This is a genomic window from Streptococcus sp. 2154 (genome assembly GCF_013277255.1).
Taxonomy (GTDB): Bacteria; Bacillota; Bacilli; order Lactobacillales; family Streptococcaceae; genus Streptococcus; species Streptococcus pseudopneumoniae.
In genome coordinates this window covers 1-1,161 of the sequence record NZ_VMMK01000009.1, presented here as the reverse complement: position 1 = coordinate 1,161, position 1,161 = coordinate 1, and the positions used below count along the sequence as shown (strand labels likewise).

Here is a 1,161-nt window from a genome sequence, read left to right as displayed (position 1 = left end):
CAATGCACATAGCCAGAATAGTCTCCTAGGAATTCTTGTACTACTGAACCACTTCGACGCTGATCATGGTGGTAAAGCCTAATCCCTTGTTTCTCTGATTTTCCTGACAAAAAAGTCCAATAGTAGGTCAGATGGCTATCACTCTCTAGCACCCTATAAGAAGTTTCATCCGCATGAAGTAAGGGCTGAGTCAATAGTCTCTCTCGCAAGAGGTTATAGAGGGGCTCCAAATAGTATTGACTCGTCTTGATATGCCAATTAGAGATTTCCTTACGTGTGATTGGTAAACCCATCCTAGCCCAATCTTCTTCTTGGCGATAATTGGGGACCTTCAGATTAAACTTCCGATGGATGGTGTGAGCGATTATAGAAGCTGAGCCAAGGCTATGCGCCAAAGGGGCTTTAGGGATAGGAGCTTTCACGATTTTATCACTCGGATTTTTCTCACTGCATGCTTGGCACTTATAAGCGTGTTGGGTATGATCTATTCGTTCTAATTGCGCAGGAATAAAGACTAATTCTTGGCCTTGAAGACTCGCTCCAATCTCTTTTAGATCTCCCTGACAGTCAGGGCAAATGCAGTCCTCTAAGCGATGATGAAGTTCTTCTGAATCAAATTGGGCAAGAAGAGCTTGACGTTTCCCTTTAGCTTTCTTACGTTTATAGGTGATTTCTTCTCTTTCAACTGGGAACATCTCCATCTTCATCAGATGAAGACTCCTCCTCAAAAAGGCTGACTTGTCCAGATGGACAAACACTTTTCTCAGAGGATTTTCCATAGAGCTTTTGCGTTAGATAAGCCACTTGTTCACGCAGAAGGGCAAGTTCATTGGTGAGACTATCAATTGTAGCACTCTGTTGTTGAATGATTTTTAATAAGTCTTTCATCGTCTTCCCCTCCTTGTTTTCTAACTTTATTATACTAAAAAGAAAGGCATCATTTCAATAGAAATCACGACTTTCTGATGAATTTATTTGGGGAGTGATAGAAAAGCCCTTCATCAGCCAGTCTACTTGTTCAGGTGTGAGAGCTTTGACATCCTTTTCTGTACTTGGCCAAGTCAACTTACCGTTCTCAAAGCGTTTATATAGTAGCCAAAATCCTTGACCATCCCAGTAAAGAGCTTTAAAGCGGTCTTTACGTCCACCACAAAAGAGAAA

Annotated in this window: 2 protein-coding genes and 1 pseudogene; all 3 read right to left on the bottom strand. The window is 41.6% G+C overall.

All coding sequences use genetic code 11. The features are described 5' to 3' along the window. Positions 1 to 707: pseudogene (locus HT693_RS00580) on the bottom strand (IS66 family transposase); the annotation flags it as partial. Then, positions 682 to 888 (bottom strand): transposase, encoded by a 207-nt coding sequence (locus tag HT693_RS00575; RefSeq protein WP_172924653.1) that lies wholly within the window; start codon positions 886 to 888, stop codon positions 682 to 684. The gene HT693_RS00575 and the pseudogene HT693_RS00580, both read right to left, overlap by 26 nt. 54 nt (positions 889 to 942) lie before the next feature. Continuing rightward, on the bottom strand, positions 943 to 1,161 hold a 219-nt coding region (gene tnpB, locus HT693_RS00570; RefSeq protein WP_142991936.1), incomplete at its 5' end, for an IS66 family insertion sequence element accessory protein TnpB.